This window comes from Marivirga tractuosa (assembly GCF_042140215.1).
In the GTDB taxonomy this organism is placed as follows: Bacteria; Bacteroidota; Bacteroidia; order Cytophagales; family Cyclobacteriaceae; genus Marivirga; species Marivirga tractuosa_A.
The window spans coordinates 3,148,382-3,171,555 of sequence record NZ_CP159478.1 but is presented as its reverse complement, the minus strand read 5'-3'; the positions used below and the strand labels follow the sequence as shown (position 1 = coordinate 3,171,555).

Annotated in this window: 13 protein-coding genes and 1 pseudogene; 5 read left to right on the top strand and 9 right to left on the bottom strand. The window is 35.4% G+C overall.

Features of this window, described 5'->3' with window-relative positions; all coding sequences use genetic code 11:
* Positions 1 to 168 precede the first annotated feature (168 nt).
* Together ABWH96_RS14270 and ABWH96_RS14265 are read left to right on the top strand one after the other, a co-directional pair.
* A complete protein-coding gene (locus ABWH96_RS14270) occupies positions 169 to 675 on the top strand; it encodes a hypothetical protein (RefSeq protein ID WP_375578191.1) in 507 nt (168 codons plus the stop codon).
* 371 nt (positions 676 to 1,046) lie between these two features.
* Positions 1,047 to 1,553: a hypothetical protein gene (locus ABWH96_RS14265; protein WP_375578190.1), complete on the top strand. Its 507-nt coding sequence runs from the start codon at positions 1,047 to 1,049 to the stop codon at positions 1,551 to 1,553.
* A 448-nt stretch (positions 1,554 to 2,001) separates the two neighbouring features.
* On the opposite strand, the gene ABWH96_RS14260 is transcribed toward ABWH96_RS14265, so the two are convergent.
* The 5 genes from ABWH96_RS14260 to ABWH96_RS14240 form a co-directional block, all read right to left on the bottom strand.
* Positions 2,002 to 3,567, bottom strand: a complete 1,566-nt coding sequence (locus ABWH96_RS14260; protein ID WP_375578189.1) for an NFACT RNA binding domain-containing protein — start codon at positions 3,565 to 3,567, stop codon at positions 2,002 to 2,004.
* 1 nt (position 3,568) lies between these two features.
* Complete coding sequence (locus tag ABWH96_RS14255) at positions 3,569 to 4,330, bottom strand: MBL fold metallo-hydrolase (protein ID WP_375578188.1); 762 nt, start codon at positions 4,328 to 4,330, stop codon at positions 3,569 to 3,571.
* Positions 4,327 to 4,602: a hypothetical protein gene (locus tag ABWH96_RS14250; RefSeq protein ID WP_375578187.1), complete on the bottom strand. Its 276-nt coding sequence runs from the start codon at positions 4,600 to 4,602 to the stop codon at positions 4,327 to 4,329. Before ABWH96_RS14250 ends, ABWH96_RS14255 begins: the two co-directional genes overlap by 4 nt.
* Positions 4,603 to 4,701: 99 nt before the next feature.
* Positions 4,702 to 5,079 (bottom strand): response regulator, encoded by a 378-nt coding sequence (locus ABWH96_RS14245; protein ID WP_375578186.1) that lies wholly within the window; start codon positions 5,077 to 5,079, stop codon positions 4,702 to 4,704.
* Between the two features lies 1 nt (position 5,080).
* Entirely contained in the window at positions 5,081 to 8,359 is a 3,279-nt protein-coding gene (locus ABWH96_RS14240; RefSeq protein ID WP_375578185.1) for a PAS domain S-box protein, read from the bottom strand.
* A gap of 55 nt (positions 8,360 to 8,414) precedes the next feature.
* On the opposite strand from ABWH96_RS14240, the gene miaA reads away from it, so the two are divergent.
* Positions 8,415 to 9,329: a tRNA (adenosine(37)-N6)-dimethylallyltransferase MiaA gene (gene miaA, locus ABWH96_RS14235; protein WP_375578184.1), complete on the top strand. Its 915-nt coding sequence runs from the start codon at positions 8,415 to 8,417 to the stop codon at positions 9,327 to 9,329.
* 243 nt (positions 9,330 to 9,572) lie between these two features.
* Here miaA and ABWH96_RS14230 read toward each other — a convergent pair whose 3' ends face one another.
* Positions 9,573 to 11,798 carry a helix-turn-helix domain-containing protein gene (locus tag ABWH96_RS14230; RefSeq protein WP_375578183.1) on the bottom strand — a complete coding sequence of 742 codons (2,226 nt, stop codon included), beginning with the start codon at positions 11,796 to 11,798 and terminating at the stop codon, positions 9,573 to 9,575.
* Positions 11,799 to 12,348: 550 nt separating this feature from the next.
* Here ABWH96_RS14230 and ABWH96_RS14225 point away from each other — a divergent pair.
* Both ABWH96_RS14225 and rlmF read left to right on the top strand, forming a co-directional pair.
* Complete coding sequence (locus ABWH96_RS14225; RefSeq protein ID WP_375578182.1) at positions 12,349 to 15,738, top strand: methylmalonyl-CoA mutase family protein; 3,390 nt, start codon at positions 12,349 to 12,351, stop codon at positions 15,736 to 15,738.
* Between the two features lie 571 nt (positions 15,739 to 16,309).
* A complete protein-coding gene (gene rlmF / locus ABWH96_RS14220; protein ID WP_375578181.1) occupies positions 16,310 to 17,239 on the top strand; it encodes a 23S rRNA (adenine(1618)-N(6))-methyltransferase RlmF in 930 nt (309 codons plus the stop codon).
* Positions 17,240 to 17,733: 494 nt separating this feature from the next.
* Here the strand turns inward: rlmF and ABWH96_RS14215 are convergent, their stop codons facing one another.
* The 3 genes and pseudogenes from ABWH96_RS14215 to ABWH96_RS14205 all read right to left on the bottom strand — a co-directional run.
* Positions 17,734 to 18,831, bottom strand: a complete 1,098-nt coding sequence (locus ABWH96_RS14215; RefSeq protein ID WP_375578180.1) for an efflux RND transporter periplasmic adaptor subunit — start codon at positions 18,829 to 18,831, stop codon at positions 17,734 to 17,736.
* Entirely contained in the window at positions 18,828 to 19,457 is a 630-nt protein-coding gene (locus ABWH96_RS14210; protein WP_375581489.1) for a TolC family protein, read from the bottom strand. Before ABWH96_RS14210 ends, ABWH96_RS14215 begins: the two co-directional genes overlap by 4 nt.
* 24 nt (positions 19,458 to 19,481) lie before the next feature.
* Positions 19,482 to 23,147: pseudogene (locus ABWH96_RS14205) on the bottom strand (CusA/CzcA family heavy metal efflux RND transporter); the annotation flags it as partial.
* Positions 23,148 to 23,174: the final 27 nt, after the last annotated feature.

Sequence of the window (23,174 nt, the reverse complement as noted above, 5' to 3'; positions counted from 1 at the left end):
CAATATCAGCCTAAGTGAAACTCTACGGTTAACCCATTTCAGCCTCTAGCTGAAATACAGCTAGAGTTAGCTGAGTACGTAAATTACCTAAATTCAATTTCAGCATTGCCCTAATGTATGCAGAGGGTATTTTTATGACATTTGAGTATAATTTAAAATCAAAGACTCATGAAAACGTATCCAAATATTCTGAAGCCAGTTAAGCAATATGTTCTAATAGGGTTAATCGTTTTGATCACCTTATTTGGTTTAACTTTAAAAGCAAATGCTCAAAGTACATTATTGGGAAATGACATTGACAAAATCAATAATTCAATGGTAGTTCAACTTGCGGATTATGATTTTGATATCATTATTCCAAAAGTTAGTAGTAAAGAATTAAATGCTTTGAAAGATGCATCTTTTAATCAAATGGTTTATGTTACTGATGAGGCCTCAGGTTATTATTTTTACATGGGTGCGGAATGGGAAATGCAAAATGTAAGGGAAGTTTTCGAGCTGATTGATATGAATTTAGCCATTCAAGAACCTGGTTCTGAAAGCTTGATAATAATTGCAGGAGAAGAAAATTCTACTGCATTATTAGACTATAATCATCATGTAAAGGGTATATATCAAGATTTCGGATTTGAAAAACAAAATAATGTAATGGCAATCAATATAGAGAAAGAATAGGTTTATAGTGATAGTTTTTTTTTTATAGGTCGATTAAGGCGATGTTTTAGCAGCATCGCCTTTTTTATGAGTTATTTTTGGATGGTTCAAAATTCTTATAGAATCCAGCTGTGTCGGATATTAGATCAGAAGCAATATCAGATCGAAATTGTAAACCTTTAAATCACGATTCTCCTCTACAATCTTAGGACCCTTTTCAATTGGATGAAATTAATAAGAGAACTGAGAAAATGAAAAGCATGCGGACTACGTAAATCACCTAATTGTATTTTCAGCAATGCCCTAATGTTTACAGCCCATAATATTGTGATATTTGAGTATAATTTAAAGTCAAAGACTCCTTAATTCCATTGAATATAAATATAAATCTTATGAAAACGCATCACAACATATTGAAGCCAGTTAACCAAAATATTTTAATAGGGTTCATCTTTTTGATTACTTTATTTGGGTTGAGCTTAAATGCTAACGCACAAAGCACATTGTTAGAAAATGACATTGATAAAATCAATAATTCAATGGTGGTTCAACTTGCTGATTATGATTATGATATCGTAATTCCTAAGGTTAGTAGTGAGGAATTAAAAACACTAAAGGAAACAGTTTTTAACCAATTGGTTTATGTTTCAGATGGAGATTCTGGTTATTATTTTTATATGGGTAATGAGTGGGAAAAGCAAAATGTAAGTGAGGTTTTCGAGCTTATTGATATGAACTTAGCCATTCAAAGACCAGATACTGAAAGTTTAATAATAGTAGCAGGAGCAGAAAAATCTAATACGATGATGGATTATAACCATCATGTAAAAAATATCTATCAAGATTTTGGATTTGATACTAAGGATGAAGCAATGGCTATTAACATTCGAAAAGAATAGTTTTATTTTTTAGTTTTTTATAGGTCGTTAAGGCAATGTTTGGTAAGCATTGCCTTTTTTATGGTCTAATTATTTTTGATTGAGAGCGCCATTGTATCGATTTTGAGAAGCTTCTAAATTTATGAATAATAGCCGATGTAAATTTCTATTGAGGACTTCATAAGTTCTGTGAATATCTTCCCTTCGGGGGAATTCAATGCTATTAAGTTAAGGAAATTTCCTTAACGAGTTTTTCGCTAAAGCGAAAAACCTTTCCCGAATGGTCGGGAAAGGTTGTTTTCTTTTGATTCTTTTGTGGTTAAAAGTAACCTTTGCTTTTTTATTTAACTGAGGTTCATTCCCACCATAAAAGAGACAATAGAACACAAAGAAAAATAACCTTGGTTATTTTTTAGGATTACAGTGAACGATATGGCTTCAAAGCTTAACTTAATAGCATTGCGGGGAATTAAAGGGGGCTAATCCACCATGCCTCAGGCTTCACCAAAATTGTATCTTCCTTATCGACATGCACCATGCCTGGGGGTAAACCTTTAGGTTTTCTTACATATTTCTTTGGAGTCACAATTACAGGACTTAAGCTGTCTGATTTTCTTTTTGAATAAAAGGCCGCTGCTTGGGCTGCTTTTTCTACTACTTCTTGTGGAAAAGGCTTACTACTTTGCTGCTTCAACACTACATGAGAACCCGTGACATCCTTGGCATGCAACCAAAGATCATTTTTCTTGGCGTATTTTAAAGTCAGCTCATCATTTTCCCTTGCGCCTTTCCCCACCAAAATGGTAAAACCAGCATACTCAAACTTTTTATAAGGGACTTTTAATTCTACCTGAGCTCTCTCTTTTACAGGGTTTTGCTTAATCAGCTTTTTAATTGATTTGATATCTTCCGCAGCAGCTATTTCTTCTAGTTTGTTTTCGGTTTCCTGAAGTTCATTTTCTTTCTGCTTAATGGATGCTTCCAGTTGCTCTAATTCAATTTTCTGATTTTTAGACTTTCTGTAGAGGTTTTCTGCGTTTTTTTGAGGACTTAAATGTGATTTCAATGGGATTTTGATATTCTCATTGGTGTAAAAATTAAACAGCTCCACTTCTTTAGTATGAGGAGGGATTTGGTGCATATTCGCCATCAATATATCAGCAAGTTGGTTATAGCCAGGCTTGTTGAGAACATCCTCTAATTTCTGGTTTGATTTTTTGATATAGTTTATGGCTTGATTGCGCTGCTTCTCTAATTGCTTGGATAGCCGTTTTTTTTCTTTTCGTATAAAGTTTTCCTTACTATAGGTATAGTAAAATTGGGTGATGCCCTCAACACAACTTTCTTCCTCTTTTAAGATTTCACCTATCTTCAAAAGGGAAAAATGAATCTCATCATTCCAAAGAATGGTATAATAACCATCTGGATTTTTAAGACCTGATTCTAAAATTGAGATGATTTCCCATTGCTCTTCTAACGGCTTTTCCTCTAGTTTTATGCTTTGAAAATATTGTTTAATCAACTTGCCAAAAGTGGGGAATAGCTTCTGGTAATTTCCATCATATTCAAAAAATGCTTCTTTATTCTGATCAATAGGTCTGTCGAGATCATTTAAATTCAGCTCAATATCTTGCGGAAAGCTATTTCTAAAAAGTTCAACCCCTTTAAAAGAATTGTAGCCAATAATATTTGATCGGTTTCCGTGCATTTTAAACAACAAAGACCAATCTTCTTCAAAATGAATGGCAAAGCATCTTTCATTTTCAAATTGCTGAATTCTGCTTACTCTTTTACCGATAAAATCAGTGAATAAATCTATACTATTGCTTTTGGTTCTTGCAAATTGATTGGGAAAACTCAGGCAAGAAAATTCGGGTTTTAAGGATGCTTTAATATAAAACTCTTCTTCTATTTGGCTGAAACCTAAAATCAGTTCATCTCTGCTTTGGCTAAAACAAGCCAATAGTTCACTTCCACGGATTTTAGACTCTAATTCTGATGATAATTGTCTGAATACATAATAGTTATTATGCATCTCAAAGTTCTATTTGAAGTCCATCGTAAGCTAATTCCATGCCTGCAGGCAATTCTTCTTCTATATCTCTATGCAATCCCATTCTATGTCCCATGTGAATGAAATAAGCTTGAGGTATTTCCAATTCTCTCACCATAGCAATAGCCTGTTCCAAGTTAAAATGAGAGAGGTGTGAATTTTTCTGTAAAGCACTTAAAACCAAAACTTGACTGCCTCTAATTTTATCTTTCTCCTCATCAGGAATATGATTAACATCCGTGATGTATGTAAAATCTTTAATTCTATAGCCAAAAACAGGCAGTTTGTAATGCAATACATCTACTGGCTGAATATCCACTCCCTCCACTTGAAAAGGCTTATTTTCTATTTCATGTAGTTTAACCTTAGGAATTCCAGGGTATTTATTGGCTGCAAAAATGTAAGCAAACTCTCTTTGTATTTGCTCCAAAACGGGTTTTCTACCATATACAGGCATATCCATTTCTTGCTTGAAATTGTAGGAGCGCACATCGTCTAATCCGGCTGTATGGTCTTTATGTTCGTGGGTATAGATTACCGCATCCAGATGGTTTATCCTTTCTCTCAACATTTGTTCTCTGAAGTCAGGACCTGTATCAAATACAATGCTTTTACCATCAACTTCAATATGTATACTTGTTCTTGTTCTATTGTCCCGATAATCAAGAGAGCGACATACTTCACAATCGCATGCAATTACGGGAACTCCCTGCGATGTTCCTGTTCCTAGAAATGTTACCTTCAAAGTGCGAGTTCGGTTTGTTGTAATTCTAAATAGAAATTTTTGTTTTTATCACTAAGTGTTTTGCTATCCAATTCAATGTTTTTTAGGATATCCACTAAGCAATTGATTTTTCCTTCAGTATCAAAAAATTTGTTAATGATCACAATTCTTTGATCTTTCAATACACAATAGCCTGATTTGAAATTTCCTTTTTCATAACGCAGTACATATTCAGATTCAGCGAATACATCTTCTAGTTTGTTGAGGAATGATTTTGTGTACTTTATTTGCATATTAAGGAATTTATAAACTAACTACACAAACTTTCTATTTGTTATTTATTTTCGGATAGTTATAATTTTAAGTTCGGTTAAATGCTAAAAAGAATTAGATCAATTTGTTAATTTCTTAACAGTTTCTACTAATTGATCAAAATTCAGCGGTTTTTGCAAATATTCATTGATACCTGCTTCTTTAAAATCTTCTATGCTGTAATTTTTTGCATTTCCTGTTATAGCAATAATCGGAATAGCTGATTTTTCTTGATCATCCATTGCTCTTATGGCTCTGGTGCATTCCATACCATCCATTTTAGGCATGTTAATGTCCATTAAAATGATGTCAAAGGATTCAGATTCTAAAGCTTTTAAAACTTGTTCCCCATTCTTAGCGGAATGGATACTGTAATTCTGCATCATTAATATTTTCTTGGTAAGGTTTTGGATTACCGAGCTATCTTCTGCTATAAGTACTTTTTTTGTTTCTGCCATCTTATTTTAATATTGACTGATAATTATCTGTAAATTTATTAAAATTATCTAATAAATGGTTTAAGTCATTTATAAGCTTTTCGGTTTTTTCATTTTTTAAATCCGCTTCTATTTTTTTTGCCTGTTCTTCTAAAGAACGGATTCCAAGCGTGCCAGCATTTCCCTTTAAAGTATGCAAATTACTTAATATTTTGTCGATGTCCGAAGTCTTTTCAGCATTTATGCTTTCCAATATCAAACTTTTTGCTTCAATTTCAAATTCTTCAAAGAATGATTTGATAGTTGGTTTATCTGCATATTTACTTAACTGTTGTAAAGTGGATTTATCAATTAGTTCAAGGCTTTTTCCATTACTTTGCTCTTGTTGGATTTCTTCAGTAATAGAACTCTCGGTTTCAAAACCAGGTAAATTTTGTTGGATAACATCTAGAAGTAAAGCCGAAACAATAGGTTTTGCCAAATAATCATCCATGCCCATATCCAAAAATCGCTGACGATCCTCTTTCATTGAGTAAGCCGTCATGGCTACTACAGGAGGAATTTTCTTTGGTAGCTTTTTAATTTCCCTTGTTGCAGTTACTCCATCCATCACAGGCATTTGAATGTCCATTAAAATCAAATCATAATCATTTTTCTTCACTTTTTCTATTGCTGCAGAACCACTAAAGGCTAAATCGGTTTTAAAACCTGATTTCAATAATATTTGACTGGCCACCTGTCTATTTATGGTGTTGTCATCTACTATTAAAATATATGGGGCTTTATTACTTTTAAATGTTAGATTATGACTCTTTGCTACTTTCTGTTTCTGTTTCTTGTAATCTTGTATCTCAGTTTCTGATGCTTTTTCACCTACTAAGGTAAACCAAAATACACTTCCTTCGTCTGGTTCTGAGCTCACACCTATCTGTCCACCCATCAGACTGCTTAACTGCTTCGAAATGGCAAGTCCTAACCCTGTCCCACTAAAAGCTTTGGTGCTAGATTTATCCAATTGGGTAAACAATTTAAATAACTGCTGTTGATCATTTTCGGAGATTCCAATCCCTGTATCCTCAACTGCTATTCTGTATAGATTATCTTTAATTTCCTTTGAAATGTGCAGTAGAACTTTACCGTTTTTCTCAGTAAATTTTAATGCATTGGAGGTAAGATTTGAAACAATCTGAATAATACGAGTTTCATCAATTTTTAAATATTGAGGAACTTCATTATCGATTTTAAAACTTAAATCAATAGATTTTTGCTTGGCTTGTTGGCTAAATAAGTTTAATACTTTTTCAAAAATTGATTTTACCTCAGTAACATGGGGTTGAATTTTCATTTTCCCAGCCTCAATTTTGCTTAAGTCTAGAATGTCGTTCAAAATAGTCAATAAAGTTTCAGACGAACGTTTGATAGTTTGTACAAAATTCATTTGCTCAGGATTGAGCTGAGTTTGAGAAAGCAAATCCACCATTCCGATTACCCCATTCATCGGGGTTCGGATTTCATGACTCATATTGGCCAAGAATTGCTCTTTTACTTTTAGGGAGTTTTCTGCCACATTTTTAGCATGTAATAATTCCCTGTTGGCTTGCTTTAGTTTGGTGATATCCCGAGCTACCCCCTCAATTGTTACCTCTCTACTTTCTTTATCTCTTACCAATCTAACGTTACAAATGCAGTTCACTAATCGCCCATCTCTAGTAATCAGTGTTGCTTCAAAGTTTTGAACCCTTCTTCTGGAAACTATTTTTTTCAGTAAATCTTTGGTCTTCTTTGTGTAGAGATAATAATTTGTAATGTTATTACCTGTAACTTCATTTTGTTCATAACCAATGTTCTCCTTAACAGAAGGACTGATTAAAATTATTTCTCCATTAAAGCGGCAATTGAAATAAATATCCTGAAAAGATTCAAATATATTCCTAAATTTTAACTCACTTTTTTGAATGTTTAATGCATTGATTTTCTTTTCCGTAATGTCATGCGCTATGCCTGAAAGCCCAGTAATTTCACCGCTTTCAGTATAGATTGGGTTTAAATATATTTCTTTCCAAATGGTTTTTTCATTTTGAGGATCTTTAAATTCTATTTCAAAATTTAGAGTCTCACCATTTAGACATTTCTCAAATTTCACCTTCCAAAAATCGAAGGTTTTCGTTGGGAAAAAAGTTGAAATATTTTTACCCAGCAAGTCAGTATTTACTTTTGGTTTAAAATTAAAATATTTTAAAAATTCATATTCAAAATTCTGGTTGAAGGAAGTAAGTTTAAAATCTTTATTAATCGACCAAATTATGTGATTACTACTGTTGAAAATAGATTGCAATCGTGCTGCCTGTGTACTAATTTTTTCTTCAATAAATTTTCTTTCAACCGAAAGTAAAACCTGATTGGATATAAAGTTTAATAATTTAAGATCTCGGTTTTGGAATGCATTTTCATCCTTATAACTCTGCACACCAATTACTCCTGGCGTTCCTTTTTCAGTTTGAAAAGGAACGCCTAAAAATACTTTGGGTATAGTGCCATATTGATTAATTTTCCCTTCTAAAATCAAATCCATTATATCAGATTCTTTTAACAACATGGCTTTTTTTTGCTGATAGATATATTCACATAATCCCTTTTTATATTCAAAAGATAGTGATTTGGGAGAGTCTGGTATAAACTCGTCATGAATGTATGGAAAGAATAACTCTTGTTTTTCAAATTTAAATTGCGCAATAAAGAAGTTTTTAGCTTCCATTGCTTCTTTTAACTTTTCATGAACACCTTTAAATAAGCCATCTAAATCAGTGCTTTTTAATGTTAAATTAGTGATCTCATAAAATAAATTTTGAGCTTTCTGTGCATGAATCTGGTTAGTAATATCTTGAAAATTGGCAACTATATTCCTGTTGTTTAAGCTCATTAAAATGATGCCTGTAACATGGATTTTATCATTGTTTTTTGAGCTCAAACGGATTTCTAAAAGCTCCTGGGATTTATTTTTTATTACAATTTCAATTGAATTTTGAAATTTATGCCAATCTTCCGGTATAATTATATCTCTAATGTAAATGTGTTGTAAGTCTTGAATAGTATAACCAAGGCTTTTACGCCAGTTTTTATTGGTTTTTATGATCCTTCCATCATCAGTGAACTCCATACTTAAGTCAATGCCTTCTTCTGGAAACATATTGTTTTCAAGATGCCTGGAATTTTTAAGCAAATATTTATTTTGGTAGAGCGCGAGACGTAATTTTTCTACCTCTTTTATAAGTTGATCTTTATCGTATTTTTGTAACTCCAAAATGTCTAAATTTACTGCTCAATTTAAGCTTTTAAGATTGAATTAAATATCAAACTTGACTAAAAAATTAAAAACTATAGTGATTTTGGCAGGGCCTACTGCCGTGGGCAAAACTTCCTTATCCATTCAATTGGCTAAACGATTTCAAACTGAAATAATTTCAGCTGACTCCCGTCAATTTTATAAAGAAATGCAAATTGGTACTGCAAAGCCGACTGAAGAAGAAATGGGTGGAGTTCTGCATCATTTTGTGAATTCCCATAATATTCAGGATGATTATAATGTAGGTCATTTTGAGAAAGATGCTTTAAAATTGTTGGATGATTTATTTAAAAAGCATGATATGGTTTTTGTGGTAGGAGGCTCAGGTCTTTATGTAAAAGCTTTATGTGAGGGGATTGATGACATGCCCACGATTCCAGTTGAAATTAGACAAAAATTGAATGCTGAATTTGAACAAAATGGAATTGAATATTTACAAAAGGAAGTAGCTCAATGTGATCCTGAATATTTTGAAATAGTAGATCAGCAAAACCCACAAAGACTGATTCGGGCATTGGAACTTTACCGAGCTACTGGAAAAAACATGAGTTATTACAGAGCTCAAGAAAATAAAATTGAAAGACCTTTTAATATCATTAAAATAGGACTGGAGCGTCCAAGAGAAGAATTATATGATCGCATTAATTTAAGAATGGATCAGATGATTGCGGAAGGTTTATTCGAAGAAGCAGAAAAATTATACCCTTTTAAAAATTTGAATGCTTTGCAGACGGTAGGCTACTCAGAAATATTTGGTTTTTTGGATGGTGAATACGATAGGAAAGAGGCTATCCGATTATTAAAGAGAAACAGCCGAAGATACGCCAAAAGACAAATGACTTGGTTTAAAAAGGATGAAGAATTTGTTTGGTTTTCGGCCGAGGACAAAGGTAAAGTTATTGATTATTTAGAAAGTAAGATTGGCTGAGTTGACATGTTGGCAAGTTGTCAAGTTTTTTAGGTGCAAAGAATTCACCCGATAATTTATTTCCATTTATTACTACCTTATTTCTTTTTTTATCTTCTAGCTTCATACTTCCAACGCTCCAATGTCCGATCTTCGGTACTGACATGGCTTTAAGCACAACCACCCAACACCCTTCATCCAGCACCCTACATCCATCAATTCTATCTATAAAAACGCACGCTCCAAAGTCCCATTTTGGGGGATTTAGGGGGCTTCCTTTAGATTTTCTCGTCTGAAATGCCCCCAAGCAATCCTTATTTCATCATAAGTAAATTCATCTCCCAATCTGGCTTTTACATCTGCGCTGCCTTTTACTTCATCCAAAGCCATTACTTGGCAAATCTGATCTAGTTTAGTGGCATCCATTAATTCAGAAGCTTCAATTTCACCAGTTTCAATGTATTTGGATAAGTGCCCCAAAATGGTTCCTGGTACTAACTCCCTCTTAGCTGCGATTTCTTCTGTGCTTAAACCCTCTTTAAAGAAATTGTAGGATATCTCAGCCGTAGGAGTTTTATCCTTTTTTGATTTCTTTTTCTTTTCTTTAGATTCTTTTTTCTCCTGTTCATAAGTGGAGGACTGATGAAGATCTTTTTTAGACAATATCCTGTTTTCTGATGCTGCAGTTACTAACATTGCCGTTTTACTAATTTGCAAAAGCTTTGACTTCAATTGCTCCGTAATGCTCTCCAGTTCTTTTAGATAGGCCTTTACTTTACTTTGATTGGAAGTGTCGATCAAATGTGCTTTAAAAGCATCATATAAATCCTTCACCTTTGGCTTGAAATAATCTTCAGCACTATTGACCCTTTCAGCTAATTCAGACAAATAATCCTCTTTAGCTTCGTAATGGGCTAATGAACTTTGAAACTTAAGCCCAACTTTATTGATTTCTTCTAATTGCTCTTTCTTCTCTCTAGTCCAGTCCGCATATTGCTGCTTTAAGGATCTGTTTTCTCCCTTATTAAAACTCCCTAAATGAATATTTAATTCTTTCATCAAGCCTTGGAAATCAAATGTTTCTCTAATAGTGTTGAAAACAAAAGCTTTTCTGTCGGAGTCTAACTTTTGATTCAGCTGTTCAGGAGCTTTTTTGTTATTCTCGAATTGCCTTAAACTCTTATCTAATTCAAATGGAATATTGCTAATTGGTTGAGATAAGGTCAATCCTTCCAGACCTGTAAGCCTTGAAAGTGCTACATACATTTGCCCTGGAGCAAAGCTATCGGATAAATCCAAAATGGCTTTTTCAAAAGTTAAGCCTTGAGATTTGTGAACGGTGATAGCCCAAGCCAGTTTTAAAGGGAATTGCTTAAAAGTTCCCAGCCATTTTTCCTGAAGCTCATTTGTGGATTTATCCAAACTGTATCGCTGGTTCATCCATTCATATCGTTCTACCGTGACTTCATCCTTGGGGTTTTTAAGTTTCACTTTGATGGTGTCTTCATTCATTTCGGATATTTCACCGATTTTCCCATTGAAATATCTTGCCTCTCCGCTGCTATCATTTTTGATAAACATCACCTGAGCGCCAATTTTAAAATTGAGTTTTTCAGGCAAAGGGAACATGTTTTCAGGGAAGTCACCTTCAATTTCAGCTTTGTAGCTTCTTTCTACTGTATTTAATGATTTTAAAGCCTTCTCGTTAATTAAATCTGCTTTTCGATTATGAGTAGTGATATTGATATAGCCCTCTTTCGGTGATTCTTCTACACCTTCTTCATAATGTTGGTTTAACTTTTCAATATCGGTTTCAGATAAATGATTATCTCTTAAGCGATTTAGAATATCAGTAAATTCGGGATCAGATTGACGGAAAATTTTATCGAGTTCGATATATACCATTTCGGTTTTCTGTAAAGCCAAAGCCTCAAAGAAATAGCCGGTCTTGTAAAATTTATTTAAATATTGCCACTCATGCTGACGGATTACGGGAGGGAGCTGGTTCAGATCTCCAATAAACATAATTTGCAAGCCACCGAAAGGCTGAGGATTTTTGCGAACCATTCGCAATATTAAATCCATGCAATCCAAAATATCTGCTCGCAACATACTGACTTCATCAATAATGAGCAGTTCCAAGTTCCGGATAATCTGGCGTTTATTACCATACATTTTAAACTGCTGAAGAAATGTTTTTGGGGTATTAATTTGCTCGCTGGTTCTGGAGAAATCAACTGCATTATCTTCAGGAATAAAGGTACCGAAAGGAAGCTGTAGGAGTGAGTGTAAAGTAACACCTTTGGCGTTTATAGCAGCAATTCCTGTTGGGGCAGCAACGGCTACATTTTTATAAGTATTATTTATGATATAGCGCAAAAGAGTGGTTTTCCCACTTCCTGCCTTTCCTGTTAGAAAAATCAAACGGTTGGTGGTGTTCACATATCGAACGGCAATTTTGGCGACTTCGGTTAGTTTGTGCTGTGACATAATCTTGTGTTCAAAAGGTTTTAGTTTAACTGTAAATGTAGGGAAATTGCGTTTTTTAGAAAAATGGGAGGGATGGAAATTTTTGGAGAGCATAGTTTTTGTAAGGAATTTCCCGATCCTATTAATCCGAGTGGATTTATAAGGTCGCCCCTATGGGGCTTAGATGCTCTGGTAGGGACTACGTTACCATAAGTTCGTCCCTCTGGGACTTAAAAGAGTAGCTACTACAAAGTCGTTTTTAGTTAGCAAAAGCCTTTTGTAATTATAACCGAAGTGAATTTACTGCAAACTATAGCCCCATCGGGGCTAAATTACGGTAACAAAACAACAAAAACAGAACCCCTAAGCCCCGTAGGCGCGATCTTATCTCAATCCAAACACCAAACAAAACACCGTAATATCATATAAACCACCACAAAACCACAACCCAAATCCCCACATCATAAAATATAATTTTTACAATATCTCTTCCTAACGAATGTTTGGCATTGGCTTTAATCTTTAGCTTTATTGTTGTAATTTCGTAATTGGAATTAAACGACTAAAAAATATGTCTGCACATCAAACTGTAGCTCCTTATAAGCCTAAAAATAACGTTCGAATAGTAACCGCTGCCTCCCTTTTTGATGGGCATGATGCGGCTATTAATGTTATGCGAAGAATCATTCAATCCACTGGATGTGAGGTGATTCATTTAGGCCACGACCGTGCCGTGGAAGAAGTGGTGAATACTGCCATTCAAGAAGATGCACAAGCCATTGCCATGACTTCTTACCAAGGTGGTCATACGGAATACTTCAAATACATGCATGATTTGCTGAAAGAAAAAGGCGCTGGTCATATAAAGATATTTGGCGGTGGGGGAGGAGTAATCCTTCCTGAGGAAATCAAAGAATTGCATGATTACGGCATTTCTCGAATTTACTCTCCAGATGATGGAAGAGAAATGGGCTTGCAAGGCATGATTAATGATTTGGTTCAGCAAAGTGATTATCCAACTGGTCAGAATCTGAACGGAGAAGTAGGGCGTGTTGACAAGCAAGACGTAAAAGCAATTGCTCGACTAATTTCAGCGGCTGAAAATTTCCCAGAGGAAAGCAATGCTGAATTGGATAAAGTGAGGGAAAAGGCAAAAGAACTTTCTGTCCCGGTTTTAGGGATTACAGGAACTGGTGGAGCAGGAAAATCATCCTTAGTGGATGAATTGGTACGCAGATTTTTATTAGATTTTAAAGACAAAAACATTGGAATCATCTCTGTCGATCCATCCAAAAGAAAGACAGGTGGAGCATTATTAGGAGATAGAATCAGAATGAATGCCATCAATCACGAACGCGTTTATATGCGTTCTTTGGCAACTCGTCAAAGTAATTTGTCCATTTCAAAATATGTAAAAGATGCTGTTTCGATCTTAAAAGCAGCAAAATTTGATCTCATCATCTTAGAAACCTCTGGTATTGGCCAGTCTGATACGCAAATTTTAGATTATTCTGATGCTTCACTTTACGTTATGACTCCTGAATATGGTGCGGCAACTCAGTTGGAGAAAATCGATATGTTGGATTTTGCTGACATTATTGCGCTTAACAAATTCGATAAGCGAGGTGCATTGGATGCCTTACGTGATGTGAAAAAACAATATCAGCGTAACCATGGATTATGGGAAGCTAAAGTAGACGATATGCCAGTTTATGGTACTATTGCTTCTCAATTCAATGATCCTGGGACGAACGCATTATATAAAACCTTGATGGATAAGGTGGTAGAAAAATCAGGTGCTGATTTGAAATCTACTTTTGAAATTACCGATGAAATGTCGGAGAAAGTATTCATTATCCCACCGAATAGAACCCGTTATTTATCAGAAATCTCTGAAAACAACAGAGGCTATGATGAATGGGTGGAGCAACAAGCAGAAGTTGCAGATAAGCTTTATGGTTACAGAAAATCTATCGAAACACTTCAAGCTTCTGATTTGGAGGATAAAGATCGATTAATCAAAGGATTGGAAGAAGCTTATGCAAAAGAAGAACTAAACTTCGATCCAAAGAATAAATTATTGATAGAAGAGTGGAGTGATAAGGTTCAGAAGTATAAAGATCCTATCTATTCATTTAAAGTAAGGGACAAAGAGATCAAGATTAAGACGCATACGGAATCATTATCTCACAGTCAGATTCCAAAAGTTTCTTTACCAAAATATAAAAGTTGGGGAGATTTACTAAGATGGAATTTGCAGGAGAATGTTCCGGGTGAATTCCCTTATACAGCCGGAATTTATCCTTTCAAAAGAGAAGGAGAGGATCCAACCCGTATGTTTGCAGGGGAAGGCGGACCGGAAAGAACCAATAAGCGTTTCCATTATGTGAGTATGGATATGCCAGCTAAGCGTTTATCTACAGCATTTGATTCCGTGACGCTTTACGGAAATGATCCGGATTACAGACCTGATATTTACGGTAAAATTGGTAATTCAGGAGTAAGTATCTGCTGTTTGGATGATGCGAAGAAGTTATATTCTGGTTTCGATTTGGCAGATGCCATGACTTCGGTTTCTATGACCATTAACGGTTCAGCTCCTATGCTTTTAGGGTTTTTCATGAATGCAGCGGTTGATCAGCAATGTGAAAAATACATTAAAGAGAATGGATTAGAAGCTGAAGTAAATAAGAAAATCGATAGAATTTTCAAGGAGAAAGGTTCTGCCAGACCGCAATATAGAGGTGAATTACCAGCCAATCATAACGGTTTAGGTTTGATGCTTTTGGGTGTAACCGGAGATCAAGTATTGCCTAAGGATGTCTATGAAAAAATCAAGTTTGAGACCATGGCGGTTGTTCGTGGTACAGTACAAGCAGATATTCTAAAAGAAGATCAGGCGCAGAATACTTGTATTTTCTCTACTGAATTTGCTTTGCGATTGATGGGAGATGTGCAAGAGTATTTCATCAAGAATCAAGTCCGTAATTTCTACTCTGTATCCATCTCAGGTTACCACATTGCAGAAGCTGGAGCAAATCCAATCACGCAATTGGCCTTTACTTTAGCGAATGGCTTTACTTATGTGGAGTATTACTTGAGTAGGGGAATGGACATCAATAAATTTGGTCCAAATTTATCCTTCTTCTTCTCAAACGGAATTGATCCTGAATATGCGGTAATCGGTAGAGTAGCCAGAAGAATTTGGTCGAAAGCCTTAAAGCAGAAATACGGAGCCAACTCAAGAGCTCAGATGTTGAAATACCACATCCAAACCTCTGGACGTTCATTGCATGCTCAGGAAATTGATTTTAATGATATCAGAACTACGCTTCAGGCATTGTATGCGATTTATGATAACTGTAATTCATTGCATACCAATGCTTATGATGAGGCCATCACGACTCCGACTGAGAACTCAGTGCGTAGAGCCATGGCAATTCAGTTAATAATCAACAAAGAATTGGGCTTGACCAAAAATGAAAACCCAATCCAAGGTTCTTTTATCATTGAAGAATTGACTGATTTAGTGGAAGAAGCAGTTTTAACTGAATTTGATAGAATCACCGAGCGTGGAGGCGTTTTAGGCGCTATGGAAACCATGTATCAGCGTGGAAAAATACAGGAAGAAAGCTTGTATTATGAAACCTTAAAGCATACAGGTGAATTCCCGATTATAGGCGTGAATACCTTCTTGAATTCTAAAGGTTCGCCTACGGTAACGCCAGGTGAGGTAATTAGAGCTACTAAAGAGGAGAAAGAATATCAAATTGAAACGCTTAATTTACTGAACGATCGATTTGAGACAGAAGCAAAAGAAAGCTTAGACAGATTGCAAAAAGCAGCCATTAAAAATGAAAACCTTTTTGCTGAATTGATGGAAGCCACTAAATTCTGTTCTTTAGGTCAGATTACTAATGCGATGTTTGAGGTCGGAGGGCAATATAGACGAAACATGTAATCTAATTGGCTGCAGATCTGCTTACTAGCGGATCAGGAGGTCAATACATAAGGGATATGTAATTAAGAACCTAGATACAAGATTTAAGATAATAGAAAGCACGGTTGGAGCCGTGCTTTTTTTATTATATTACATAACATAACTTGATAATTAAATAATTAAAATTTTGCAATCTTGAAATCAATGAGACAGGTTTTAATAAAAAATGCAAAATTACATCGAAGCGTCATTCCCTTGAAGAAGGGAGTCTTGTCCTATTGAAACAAGGTTTCAATAATCTAACAATATCGATTTTCTATGCTGTGATTAGTTTTAATATCTTTTAAAATTATATTTTAATCAGAGATTAAAATCAATAGATTCCCACCCTCGTGGGAATGACGCTTCGAACAAAATCATTAGACTAAAATAAATTGAGCAGCAAAGATTAAATATTGTAGCTGCATTTATTGAAGATTTCTTAGTTTACAATACAGAATCTATTATACATTTAAACTGAATTCTAAAACCAATTTCTATAAGTCTCTTCAAAATTAAGCCTATCTTTGCCTCAGAATCCTAAATATTAAAAATGCCCTCTCCACAAAAGTCCAGCTTGCACCCCAATAATCCTTTTAATAAAAGATATGATCTGGAAAGTTTAGCCAAAACGCTTCCTGAATTAGAGGCTTTTATTTTCACGAATCAGTATGATAGTCAAACTATTGATTTTGCTGATCCTAAGGCAGTGAAGGCTTTGAATAAAGCACTATTATTGCAGCATTATGATTTGAAGTATTGGGATATTCCTGATGGATATTTATGTCCGCCCATACCCGGAAGGGCAGATTATTTATTTCATATAGATGAATTTCTGACTAAAAATCGAAAAGGAGTGGAGGTAAAAGGCGATTTAATAAGGTGCCTGGATATCGGAACGGGAGCCAGTTGTATTTATCCTGTTTTGGGTTCACAGCAATTCGGCTGGAATTTTGTAGGCTCAGAAATTGACCCAAAAGCCTTTGCTTCAGCAGAAAAAATTATTACTGAGAATCCTTCCTTAAAGGATAAAATCGAAATAAGGAAGCAGTACAAGTCCACCGATATATTCAAAGGTATTGTTAAAAAGCATGAATACTATGATGTGAGTATTTGCAATCCACCATTTCATGCTTCAGCTGAAGAAGCGGAAAAAAGCACGACTAGAAAGCTGAAAAACCTCAAAAAATTCAGGAAAGGAGAGAAGCCCACTTTAAATTTTGGTGGTAAAAGCAACGAATTATGGACTGAAGGAGGAGAATTAAAGTTTATTACGAATATGGCGGTCCAAAGCAAGTATCACTCGCATTCGGTTCGTTGGTTTACAAGCTTAGTTTCCAAATCCTCTAATCTAAAACGCATCTATGAAGCCATCAAACAGGCTGGAGCTAAGGAGATTGAAACTATTGAGATGAGTCATGGAAATAAGACAAGTAGGATTGTAGCTTGGACATATTTAGTTTCCGCAGAATCTAGAGACTAATATCTAGAATCAAGATTATTAAATTAAGACTTGATTTCTGAATCTGAGACTGTTGTTAGCGTGCTAGCAACAGCTCTGCTGTAAAATCAAACCAATTTGGTTCAAGCCTGTAAATTTCTTTTGTAAACCACAAAAGTAAATTAGAACGTCATTCCTTTGAAGAAAGGAATCTATTGATTTTAACCAAAGGTTAAAATATTTAAAAAAGCGAGAATAGAATCTAATCACCTATTAATCCCTCTATGCCTTTTCTAGGATAAGAGTATTGAAACTTCGTTTCAATAGGACAAGATCCCTGTCTTCACAGGGATGACGCACGGAATATAGTGTTGAGAATAATTGATCCTCAGTGCAAGAAATATAGGTTTTCCTGTTCTCATTTGTCCCTACTTAATCAGGCGTTTGAACTGGCAAATTCTATACAAAAAGATATGAGATTCTAGACGGATATTACAGCCTTGAATCTCAATTCTTTATATCCGATAGACCGCTTATCATTCATTCAAATAATAAGCACCATCCACCACATAATTTTTGTTCTGAGCCAAATCTTCAGAATTAATCCCAATATAATCCTCATTTTCATCTAAAGCTTTTACTTCCAATTTTTTATAGTTGCCTTTAGAAATTTCCTCAAAAATAAAAATTTGATCTCCTTGCTTCAGGATTCCCTTTTTTGGCATTAGCAATAAGCTGTCGGTTTTTATATGCACCTGAACTTCCAATTGTGCGCCTAAAGGAAGATTTACAGTTTTCGGTAAATCCGCATGTGCCAAAACACTATTATCGCTCACTTTTTTATTGATGAAATGGAGTGTACTTTCATACCACTGTTTTCCTTCCGGAAGTTTAAAACTTACGCTTTGTCCTTCTTTCAATTGATCTACATCTTTAGGGAACACATTAAATTCCAAATGCATTTCATCCAAATTTACTAACTCAAAAAGACTTTGACTAGGCTCAACCAGCATGCCTTTGCTGATATTCACTTCTGTGATTACACCGCTGAATGGTGCTCTTAAGCTTAAAACATTCTGTAAATTCCCTTTTTGTAAGCTTGCAGCATTAATTCCTAACTTTTGAAGCATGCTTTTTTTGCTATCCGTACTTACTTTAGCTTCAAAATAATTAGCCTCAGCTTCTTGAAAGCTTTTTAGGGAGATGGATTGGTTCTCTACCAGACTTTTCTTCCTATTATAATCTGCTTCCAATCTCTTTAGGTTATTGACTGATGCGAGATAATTACTTTGCAGAGTGAGAATATCAGGGTGGGAGAAAGTAGCCAAGACCTGTCCTTTTTTCACTTTCTCACCAGGCAAAATCTCAGTCCCTTCTATAAAAGCATGATGAACCAGATGTAATTCCGCTATATCTTTAGGAGCAACGGCTAATTCACCTATGGTTGTAAGTTTTTTATCTAAGGGTGCCTTTTCTAATTTCCCTACTTTCAAATTGGTGTTTTTCACCTGATCTTCCGTTAAGGATATTTCATTTTTATTCTCTTCCTGTTCTTCAACAGTATTTTGTTCTTTTCCACTACAAGCCACAAAAGCGAGTAAGGATGTTAGGATAATTATATTGATGATTTTCATTTTTCTTGAGTTAAATATTGTAGTTCAATTGAAATATTGGCGATCTCTTTTTGGAGTTCCAAATTGGTTTTTTGAATGTTGTAAAGTGCTGTTAAATTCTGCACAAATTCATAAAAGTTCAGTTCTCCAATTTGGAGTGCTTCAGCCGATGATGATTCCAAATCATCCAGTTCTTCCATCATGGAAGTGCTTTTATCAATGAGCGCATTATAATTTTCATAGTCATTTTTAGCGCTTATCAGCCTTTGATTCCTTTCATTATTTTCCCAATCCAAAGTGGATTCTTGAATGTCCTTTTCGATTTTCAATTCCTCAATCTTTCCTTTTACTCCATTGTAAACAATGGGAATGCTAATGCCTACTTGTACGCTCTGATAACCCGTTACATTTTGCAAACTTTGGTTCACATAGCCGATATAAGCATTTGGAAAATACTGAGCTTTACCCACTTTGATATTGGTCTCTGCAGCTAAAAGCTGTTGCTCGTTCCTTTGCGTAAAAGCAGGGTCTAAAGTCAAAGAATCTAATGAAAAAGTCCATTCGAAACGGCTGTAGTCTCTAGCAGAATCAGGCAATTGATCGCAAAAGCATAATTGCTTTAATGCTTGAATATTATCATTGAGCATTTTACGGCTTTTGATTAATTCATTTTCAATGCTCATTAATTGACCGGATAGACTTAATGTTTCCAGTTTTCCGCTTTCACCTTTTTCGACCATTTCCTCAGCCTGCTCCATGCTTTTCTTTAAGAGTTTAGCTTGTTCTTCTAAAAAATCAACTTGTTTCAAACTGAAAGTCCATTCATTCCAGGCTTTTCGAATCTCACTTGAAATTTCCTTTTTGGTTAAATGATATTCCTGTTGAGCTAATTCAATCTGAGCACTTGCCATTTTTTGCCTTCTGAAATTTGCTGGGATGTTTCCAAATGACTGTTGAACATTCCAGCTGTAATCAATCTCAGGCCCATCTAACTGTCCTCTTTGGTAATTGATATTAGTTGAGGGTATTTCAAAAGATTGAGTTTTAAAACTTTCAGCTTGCTCTATTCTCAACTTAGCATTCTGTATTTGAGGATTTTGCTCCATTGCATTTTGTATCATCAAACTCAATGCTTCAGGCTCCTTATTTTGATCTTGAGCATTAGCATTTTGATTGAATCCTAAGAAACTAAAAAGCATCAGCAATGCAATTGGAATCAGTTTAGAAGATGATTTCCCCTTATTTTTATTCATGAGATAATACAAAGAAGGCAATACAACTAAGGTCAAGAAAGTAGCAGTGATCAAACCGCCAATCACTACGGAAGCTAAAGGTTTCTGTACTTCAGCACCACTTGAAGTGGATAGCGCCATTGGTAGAAATCCTAAAGAAGCCACTAAAGCAGTCATGATAACAGGTCTTAATCTATCCGTACTTCCTGTTTTAATAAGTTGCAGTAAATCCATGTCTTTTTCATTTTTCAAATCATTTAAATGACTGATGAGTACAATTCCATTCAATACGGCCACACCAAAAAGAGCGATAAAGCCAACTCCGGCAGAAATACTAAATGGCATATCTCTAATCCACAATGCCAACACTCCACCAATGGCGGAAAGCGGAACGGCTGAATAGATTAATAAAGCATATTTTACTTTTCCGAATGCAAAATAGAGCAAGATGAAAATCAATAATAGGGCAACTGGCACAGCTATGGCTAATCTATTCCTTGCTTTTTCTAAGGTTTCAAACTGTCCACCGTATTTAATAGAATAGCCAGGCTCCATTTTTAATTAGCTATCCAGATTGGATTCGATTTCTGCCACTAGTCCCGCTATATCGCGATCTCTTACATTGGTTCCGACCACCACTCTTCTGCGAGTATCATCTCTTGAAATCTGTAGAGGACCTTCTTGGTATTCCCATTTAGCGACTTCTGATAAAGGAATCAATTGACCACTTTGACTTTTAATGGTGAGCTTATCCAAATCAATAGAATTTCTAAAGGATTCTTTTAATCTGACCACCAGTTCAAATTTACGCTCTCCCTCAAATATGAATCCTGCATTTTCACCAGCATAAGCTGCTCTAATGATACTGTTCAATTCTTCTATGGAAACACCATACTGAGCTGCTTTTTTTCTATTATAGCTAATCACCCACTGTGCTAATCCTTCTGTCTGTTCTACCTTCACATCAGCAGCACCAGGCACTTCTTTTATTATTTCTGCTGCCTGATTTCCGTAATCTGCCAGTTTAGCTAAGTCTTCACCATAAATTTTAACCGCTATATCCGATTTAGCTCCCGTAATCAATTCGTTAAACCTTAATTGAATCGGTTGAGTAAATTCAAAAATTGCCGTTGGGATAACTGCCAATTTCTCCTCCATTTTTTCAATTAAATCAAATCGATCTTCAGCAGTTGTCCATTCGTCTTTTGGTTTTAGAATGATCATGATATCTGCCAATTCAATCGACATAGGATCTGTCGGTACTTCAGCAGTACCAATTTTTGATACCACAGATTCTACTTCCGGGAAATTATCCAGTAAAATGCGTTCAGCTTTGGTGCTTGTAGCTATACTTTGTTCTAATGAAGAACCTGGAGGAAGTGTCATCTGCATGGCTAGATCTCCTTCTTCCAGCTGTGGAATAAATTCAGATCCCATTCTACTAAAGATAAATAGAGCTGCAGCTAATAAAATCACTGATAAAGAAATTGTGACCTTTGGATTCCGTAGGGAAGAATTTAAAACCGGTTTATAGGCTGCTTTTAATTTGCTCATCACTTTATCAGCGAAAGTGACTCTTTCTTTTATGTTTTTCTTGAGAAATAGAGCCGTCATCATAGGCACATAAGTCATAGAAAGAATCATGGCGCCCAAAATGGCAAAGCTAACAGTCTGTGCCATAGGTCTAAAAGTTTTACCTTCTATACCTGTAAGGGATAATATAGGTAGAAATACCACCAAAATAATCAAGACTCCAAAAGCAGCAGATTTGTAGATTTTTTGTGAAGCATCAATGACAATATCATCCATTTCCGATTGGCTCAATTGCTTACCTATATGGACAGTGAAGAGAATATGCAGAATGCTTTCTACTATAATCACAGCACCATCCACTACTATTCCGAAATCGATGGCTCCCAGCGACATCAGGTTGGCTGACACATCAAAAATGTTCATCATGATGAAAGCAAATAGCAAGGATAGCGGAATAATGGAAGCCACAATCAAACCTGCTCTGAAATTTCCCAAAAGGAGAATAAGTACCAAAATTACAATTACACCGCCCTCCAACAAATTGGTTTTTACGGTATTGATTGCTCTGCCTACTAAATCAGATCTGTCTAGATATGGCTTAATTTTTACGCCTTCGGGCAGTGATTTCTGTACTTCCGCCACTCTTTCGTTGACCAATTCCAGCGTTTCTGATGAATTAGCTCCTTTTAACATCAAGGTGATACCACCAACAGCCTCGCCTTTTCCGTCTTTGGTCATGGCGCCAAACCTTTTGGCATTTCCAAATTGTACCGTCCCAATATCCTTTATTAAAACAGGCGCTTTTTCGTCATGCTTTAATAAGGTGTTTCGGATGTCATCCAGATTCATCATCATGCCTTCCGTTCTTACGTAATAAGCATTCTGATTCTTTTCGATATAACTGCCCCCAGAATTTTCATTATTGGCATTTAGGGCTTCAATAATTTCTTGAAAACTCACTTTATGCTGAGCCATCAAAGTGGGATTGACTGCCACCTCATATTGCTTTAGATAGCCACCAAAGGAACTCACTTCTACTATCCCTTTTATACCAGATAGCTGTCTTTTCACTATCCAATCCTGAATAGTTCGGAGTTCCATGGCGGAATATTCTCCTTGATGTTCTTCATCCACTTCTAAAGTGTATTGATAGATTTCACCCAATCCTGTGGTGATCGGCATCAATTCTGGAGCTCCTAATTTAGATGGAATTTCATCACTCACAATAGTGATTTGCTCTTGCACATATTGCCGAGTATCCAGAACAGGAACGCTTTCCTTAAAAACAATGGTAACTACCGAAAGTCCGTATTTTGAAATCGAGCGTATCTCTTCCACCATCGGGATATTCGCCATGGATATTTCGATGGGGTAGGTGATAAATTGCTCCACTTCCTGTGCAGATAAAGATGGACTTACCGTCACTACCTGTACTTGATTATTGGTAATGTCTGGAACAGCATTGATGGAGAGCTGCCCCATTGAATAAATACCGCCCCCAATTAAGGCGATTACTCCAAAGAACACAATTAATTTGTTCTTTATGGAGAAAGAAATAATTTTTTGAAACATGAAAATGTCATTTACTTAAGATTTTGA

Excerpts from the sequence above, each read along its gene's own strand:
- ABWH96_RS14270 (WP_375578191.1), top strand. The coding sequence starts at position 169 with ATGAAAACGTATCCAAATATTCTGAAGCCAGTTAAGCAATATGTTCTA.
- ABWH96_RS14265 (WP_375578190.1), top strand. The coding sequence starts at position 1,047 with ATGAAAACGCATCACAACATATTGAAGCCAGTTAACCAAAATATTTTA.
- ABWH96_RS14260 (WP_375578189.1), bottom strand. The coding sequence starts at position 3,567 with ATGCATAATAACTATTATGTATTCAGACAATTATCATCAGAATTAGAG.
- ABWH96_RS14250 (WP_375578187.1), bottom strand. The coding sequence starts at position 4,602 with ATGCAAATAAAGTACACAAAATCATTCCTCAACAAACTAGAAGATGTA.
- ABWH96_RS14245 (WP_375578186.1), bottom strand. The coding sequence starts at position 5,079 with ATGGCAGAAACAAAAAAAGTACTTATAGCAGAAGATAGCTCGGTAATC.
- ABWH96_RS14230 (WP_375578183.1), bottom strand. The coding sequence starts at position 11,798 with ATGTCACAGCACAAACTAACCGAAGTCGCCAAAATTGCCGTTCGATAT.
- ABWH96_RS14225 (WP_375578182.1), top strand. The coding sequence starts at position 12,349 with ATGTCTGCACATCAAACTGTAGCTCCTTATAAGCCTAAAAATAACGTT.
- rlmF (WP_375578181.1), top strand. The coding sequence starts at position 16,310 with ATGCCCTCTCCACAAAAGTCCAGCTTGCACCCCAATAATCCTTTTAAT.
- ABWH96_RS14215 (WP_375578180.1), bottom strand. The coding sequence starts at position 18,831 with ATGAAAATCATCAATATAATTATCCTAACATCCTTACTCGCTTTTGTG.
- ABWH96_RS14210 (WP_375581489.1), bottom strand. The coding sequence starts at position 19,457 with ATGCTCAATGATAATATTCAAGCATTAAAGCAATTATGCTTTTGCGAT.